Source organism: Bradyrhizobium sp. P2_E8, assembly GCF_056403875.1.
In genome coordinates, this window is sequence record NZ_JBFUES010000454.1 from 1 (window position 1) to 5,844 (window position 5,844).

At 65.5% G+C, this 5,844-nt stretch carries 5 protein-coding genes; 1 reads left to right on the top strand and 4 read right to left on the bottom strand.

Translation table 11 applies throughout. From position 1 onward, the window contains the following. Nucleotides 1–36 precede the first annotated feature (36 nt). The gene (locus AC1D00_RS23410) at nucleotides 37–1,113 is read left to right on the top strand and encodes a methyl-accepting chemotaxis protein (RefSeq protein WP_135173627.1); all 1,077 of its coding nucleotides are present in this window, start codon (nucleotides 37–39) and stop codon (nucleotides 1,111–1,113) included. 126 nt (nucleotides 1,114–1,239) lie between these two features. Here AC1D00_RS23410 and AC1D00_RS23415 read toward each other — a convergent pair whose 3' ends face one another. From AC1D00_RS23415 to AC1D00_RS23430, 4 genes are all read right to left on the bottom strand, one after another. Continuing rightward, complete coding sequence (locus AC1D00_RS23415; RefSeq protein WP_477012287.1) at nucleotides 1,240–1,998, bottom strand: sulfite exporter TauE/SafE family protein; 759 nt, start codon at nucleotides 1,996–1,998, stop codon at nucleotides 1,240–1,242. Nucleotides 1,999–2,388: 390 nt separating this feature from the next. Continuing rightward, complete coding sequence (locus AC1D00_RS23420) at nucleotides 2,389–3,393, bottom strand: 4-hydroxythreonine-4-phosphate dehydrogenase PdxA (RefSeq protein ID WP_477012288.1); 1,005 nt, start codon at nucleotides 3,391–3,393, stop codon at nucleotides 2,389–2,391. Beyond that, on the bottom strand, nucleotides 3,390–4,931 hold the full coding sequence (locus tag AC1D00_RS23425) for a tripartite tricarboxylate transporter permease (RefSeq protein WP_477012289.1): 1,542 nt from the start codon (nucleotides 4,929–4,931) through the stop codon (nucleotides 3,390–3,392). The genes AC1D00_RS23420 and AC1D00_RS23425 overlap by 4 nt, the downstream gene beginning before the upstream one ends. 11 nt (nucleotides 4,932–4,942) lie before the next feature. Further along, nucleotides 4,943–5,425 carry a tripartite tricarboxylate transporter TctB family protein gene (locus AC1D00_RS23430; protein WP_477012290.1) on the bottom strand — a complete coding sequence of 161 codons (483 nt, stop codon included), beginning with the start codon at nucleotides 5,423–5,425 and terminating at the stop codon, nucleotides 4,943–4,945. Between the last annotated feature and the right edge of the window lie 419 nt (nucleotides 5,426–5,844).

Consider the following 5,844-nt stretch of genomic DNA (forward strand, 5'->3'; position numbering starts at 1 on the left):
TTGCAGATCAGGCCTCATTGCCAAGGGAACTCCCCGATGTCTGCTGCGCTGGGTCTGAAAGCCAAGCCGACCACGTCCGAACCCGCTGACGACGATTCCGACATTTCCGCGCTGATCAACCGCCTCACCGCGGAGGTCAACCAGATCGCGGTCGACAAGACCAAGGCGATCCAGCAGATCACCAACCAGATGAAGATGCTGGCGCTGAACGCGCTGATCGAGAGCTCGCGCGCCGGTGCGCAGGGCGCGGGCTTCGCGGTGGTGGCGCAGGAGGTGCGCGGCGTCGGCCAGCAGGTCGAGACCATCGCGCGCGAGCTCGAGACTCAGTTGACGAAACGCACCGGCGATCTCGTCGCCTCGATCGACCGCATGAGCCAGCGCTCGCGCGGCGAGCGCATGGTCGATTTGTCGCTCAATGCGGTCGAACTGATCGACCGCAACCTCTATGAACGCACCTGCGACGTGCGCTGGTGGGCGACCGACTCCGCCGTAGTCGATTGCGCGGCCTCGCCTGCTCCGGCGGCGGTCACCTATGCCTCGCAGCGCCTCGGCGTCATCCTCGGCGCCTACACCGTCTATCTCGACCTCTGGCTCTGCGACCTCGACGGCAACGTCATCGCCAACGGGCGCGCCGACCGCTTTCGCGTCGTCGGCCAGAACGTCGCCCACACCAAATGGTTTCGCGAAGCCCGGACCTTGCGCTCCGGCGACGACTATGTCGCCGGCGACGTCGAGAACCAGCCGCTGCTCGGCAACGCGCAGGTTGCGACCTATTGCGCCAGCGTCCGCGCCGGTGGCCAGGCCAACGGCGCGCCGATCGGCGTGCTCGCCATCCATTTCGACTGGGAGCCGCAGGCCCGCGCCATCGTCCAGGGCGTGCGCGTCGGCGACGGCGACAAGGCCCGCGTGCTGCTGGTCGACTCCAATTTCCGCGTCATCGCGTCCTCCGACGGCCAGGGCATTCTGAGCGAGCGCATCTCGCTGTCGCTGAACGGCCAGCGCTCCGGCTTCTATCAGGACCGCTCCGGCACGATGGTGGCCTTCCATGCGACGCCGGGCTACGAGACCTATCGAGGGCTCGGCTGGTACGGCGTGATCATCTGCGGGGCCTGAGGCCAGCGTCCGCCTGCCCGATCAAGAACTGCGAAAACAACCCCATGCACAGTAGCCGGAGGGTTGTGTTCGTTGGCGTTTTGCGCGCGCCAACGCGCTTTGACATGATGCGGCGCGACTTACAGCCTATCCGAGATAACCAGACACTCCATCCCACAACAGCTTCAACGCCGTCACGGCCAGCAAGCCATGGCACGCTTGGTAGATCTGCCGCTGGTCCAGCTTTCCGTGCAGCCGCCAGCCGAGCCAGACGCCGCTGGGAATAGCAAAGAGGCACGCCGCCATCACGATCCAGACGTTGCCCGCCGGCCGCGCGAGCAATAGCCAAGGTACCGCCTTGATCGCGTTGCCGACGGTGAAGAACAGGCTTGTCGTTCCCGCGTAGACCTCCTTGCTGAGGCCAAGCGGCAGGAGGTACATCGCCAGGGGCGGTCCGCCGGAATGTGCGACCATGGTCGTGACACCCGAGGCAAGACCGGCAGCAACCGCGTTCGGTGGCGAGCGCGGACGAATGACCACCTTCGGATCACTCACGAGCCATATGCCAACGAAGCTCAACGTCACCACCGCCATCACGATCGCGACGGCGCGATGGTCCAATACACGGAACAAGAGATAGCCGAGGGCAATGCCGATCACGAGCCCGGGCAACAGCAACGCCAGGTCCGGCTTCGACCATGTCGAGGGCTTCCAGTAGCGCAGCGCGAACAGGTCCATAGCGATGAAGAGCGGCGCGAGCAGGCCGCCCGCCGTGACCGGATCCATTACGCAAGACAGCAACGGAATGCCGACTATGGAGAAGCCGCCGCCGAATGCGCCCTTCATGAAGCAGATCAGGAAGACGCCCGAAAAGGCGATGATCACTGTAGCGACCGTCACATCCATCTGCGCATCTCCATGACCGTCACGCTCGCACCTCGGCTCGCGTCACGCCGAAACATCGCGGGCGAGATTCGGCTCAGGTCGCCGTGATGTCGTCATCGGTTATTGTGGTGCCGGCGTCGGTCGACCTCGCTTGCGAGGTCCGAGGCGGCTCGGCCTTCCGCCGGAAAAAGAGGCCGGGCAGCACTGAAGGCAGGCCAAAGGTCATTCCGAGGAATGCCAGAAACACATCAAGATAATTCATACTCATTCTGTTGCTCTGCTTTGTCGGGCGCGCCCCCTCTCGGTGCATTTTGATCGATGCGCCGCAATATGAACCGGCACAATTGTGAGTACAATAAGAACATTGATCTCGGTGCAATTCTGTCTCGCGACGTGGCGCGCACCGCCTCGTCACGCAGCAGGGCGCCCGGCCATCTCCGCCGCGAGCAGCAGCGCGGCGCGGCTGGCGCCGATCGATGCGATGCCCTGGCCTGCGATGTCGTAGGCGGTGCCGTGCGCGGGCGTGCAGATCGGGAATGGAAAGCCGCCGAGCAAGGTCACGCCGCGATCGAAGCCCATCAGCTTCATCGCGATCTGACCCTGGTCATGATACATCGTCAGCACCGCATCGAAGGCGCCGCCCTTGGCGCGCAGGAACACGGTGTCGGCCGGGAACGGCCCCTCCGCGGCAATGCCCTCGCGCTGGCCGGCCGCGACCACGGGCGCAATCACGTCGATCTCCTCGCGCCCGAAATTGCCGCCGTCGCCGGCGTGAGGATTGAGACCCGCAACCGCGATGCGCGGCCGCGCGAAGCCGGCGTTGCGCATGCAGGCATCGGTCAGTTTCAGCGCGCGATGGATGCGTTCGCTGGACAGCTTTGCAGCGACATCCCTAAGCGGAATGTGCGAGGTGACCCGTGCGTTCCAGAGCCGGTCCAGCACGTTGAACTCGCTTGCCGCGGTCTTGAGGCCGACCACCTCCGCGGAAAACGCGATCTCGTCGTCGTACCCGGCGCGGGCAAGCCGCATCGCCTGCTTGTTGAAGGGGGTGAAGCAGACGGCATCGACGCGCCTGTCGCGGCCGAGTTCGAGCGCGTGCCGGTAGTTGGCCAGCGCGAATTTTCCGCCGGCGAGGGTCGCGGTCTTCGGCTCGACGTCCCTGGGATCGAGGTGGCGAAGATCGACAAACAGCGCGTCGCCCTGCGCCGATCGAAGGTCGTCCCCCTGCTCCACCATGGTCAGGTCCGGCTTGACGCCCGCAACGCGCGCGCCCTCGTCGAAGATGCGGCGGTCGCCGATCACCACGAGCCGGCTGCGGGCGCGGATGTCGTTCTCCGCCACGAGCTTCGCGGTCAGCTCCGGGCTGATGCCGGCGGGATCTCCCATCGCCAATGCAATGAGCGGCTTTGCGGTCATATGATCACCTTCTCCTGAGCTGTCGTCTCATTCCTGGCGGATGGCGTGGGCCTGCGCAGCAAACGCGCGAGCTGCAACGCGAGCGGAAGCAGCAGCAGCGCGATGCCGGCCACGATCAGGCACGTCACCAGCTTGTTCGCAAAGAAGATCCCGAGCGATCCCTTCGACATCAGCATCGACTGCCGGAACGCATCCTCGGCCTTGTCGCCGATGACGATCGCGAGCACGAGCGGCGCCAGCGGATAGAACAGCTTCTTGAAGAGATAGCCGACGATTCCGAAGCCGAGCATCATCACCACGTCGAGATAGGAATTCGACACCGAATAGGCGCCGACGACGCAGATGATCACGATCAGGGGCGCAATGACCACGAACGGAATTCGCATCAGGGCGGCGAAGACCGGAACGGTCAGCAGCACCAGCGCAACCGCGACGATGTTGCCGACATACATCGAGGCGATCAGGCCCCAGACGAAATCCTTCTGGTCGACGAACAGCATCGGCCCGGGATTGAGGCCCCAGATCATGAGCCCGCCCATCATGACGGCCGCGGTCGCCGAGCCGGGAATGCCGAGCGAGAGCATCGGCAGCAGCGCGCTGGTGCCCGCGGCATGATCGGCCGTCTCCGGCGAGATGATGCCTTCGACCTCGCCGGTGCCGAAATATCGGCCGCGGCGCGAGAAGCGGCGGGCGATGCCGKAGCTCATGAAGGATGCGGCGGTCGGGCCGCCCGGCGTGATCCCCATCCAGCACCCGATCGCGGCGCTGCGCAGCAACGCAACGCTGTGGCGCGGCAGGCGGCCGACCGCGCGAAACACCTCGCGCCAATCGATCTTAGAGGAGACGGCGCGGGCATGAAATTCCTCCTCGACGGCGACCAGCAGCTCGCCGATGCCGAACAGGCCCATCACCGCGACGACGAAGTTCACCCCCTTGACCAACTCGTCGATGCCCATGGTCAGGCGGACGCTGCCCGAGACCGTGTCGATGCCGATGGCGGCGATCGCAAAACCGATCGCCAGCGCCACGACGGTCTTGATCGGGGCCGCCCCGCCCATGCCGACGAAGCTCGCAAAGGCGAGGAAATAGACCGCAAAATATTCCGGCGGCCCGAAGGCGAGCGCGACCTGCGCCACCCAGGATGCGAGGAAGGTGATCAGGATGACGCCGACCAGCGCGCCGAACGCAGCCGAACCGAAGGCGGTCGCGAGCGCCGTCGTCGGCCGGCCGTCGCGCGCCATCGGATAGCCGTCGAAGGTGGTTGCAACTGAGGACGGCTCGCCGGGGATGTTGAACAGGATCGAGGTCACCGAGCCGCCGAACAGCGCGCCCCAATACATGCTGGAGAGCAGGATGATCGCCGACACCGGCTGCATGCCGAAGGTCAGCGGCAGGAGCAGCGACACCCCGTTGGGCGCGCCCAGCCCCGGCAGCACGCCGACGAGAATGCCGAGCAGCACGCCGACCGCCATCAGGAGCAGATGCGGCACGGTGATCGCGATGCTGAAGCCGTGCAGGAGTTCCTGGAGGTTATCCATCGGCCTCTCCGTCAGATGCCGAACGCGGCAGCGAGCGCGCCATGCGGCAGGCTGACCTGGAACATGCGCTCGAACACGACGTAGAGCGCCAGCGCCGTTGCCGCTGCCATCGCCAGCGCGCGTGGCACGGTCTGGTGCCTCGGGATCGCCAGCACCGCGAAGACGTACAGGCTTGAGGCGACGTACATCCCGACCAGCGGGATCGCGGCCACGAAGATCGCGGCCGGCACGAACAGGCCGGCAAGCCGGCGCAGCTCGATCGGTGTGATCGCGACGGGAACGCTTGCGAGCGTCGTCGCCGGCAGAAGGCCCCGCACCAGATTGTAGAGGCTTCCGAGCACGATGATGATGCCGGTCAGGAACGGGAACGTGCCGGCGTCCACCCCCGCGCTCGACCAGCCGATGCCGTTGTCGAGGCTGGACACGACGACAGCCACACCAAAGCTGCCGGCGAGGACGGCGGTCGCAAATTCAAGAACGCGGCGCGATATCATCGCGTGGTACCTCTGAGGGCTGGGCTATCACATGTGACAGTGGGGAGCCTGCCGAACGTGCTCGGCCTGCATGGTTCGAGACGCCCGCTTTGGCGGGCTCCTCACCATGAGGGTCTGATATCTCGCCGCAAAGCGCGACCTCATCCTGAGGGCCCGCCGCAGGCGGGCGTCTCGAAGGATGGCCGCAGGCGACCTCCCGCCACGTTATTCGTCATCTGCATCCGCCCTGCCGCTGAAGGGGTTTGCCAGCCTCACTTGACCAGCCAGCCCTGCTCGCCCGCAACCTGCTTGACGTGCTCGAGGTCCTCCTTGATGAACCTGTCGAGCTCGGCACCGGTCAGGAACGTGTCGACCTGCGAAGTCTTCTCGATGTAGTCCTTCCATTCCGGCGTCGCCTGCACCTTCTTCATGAGGTCGAC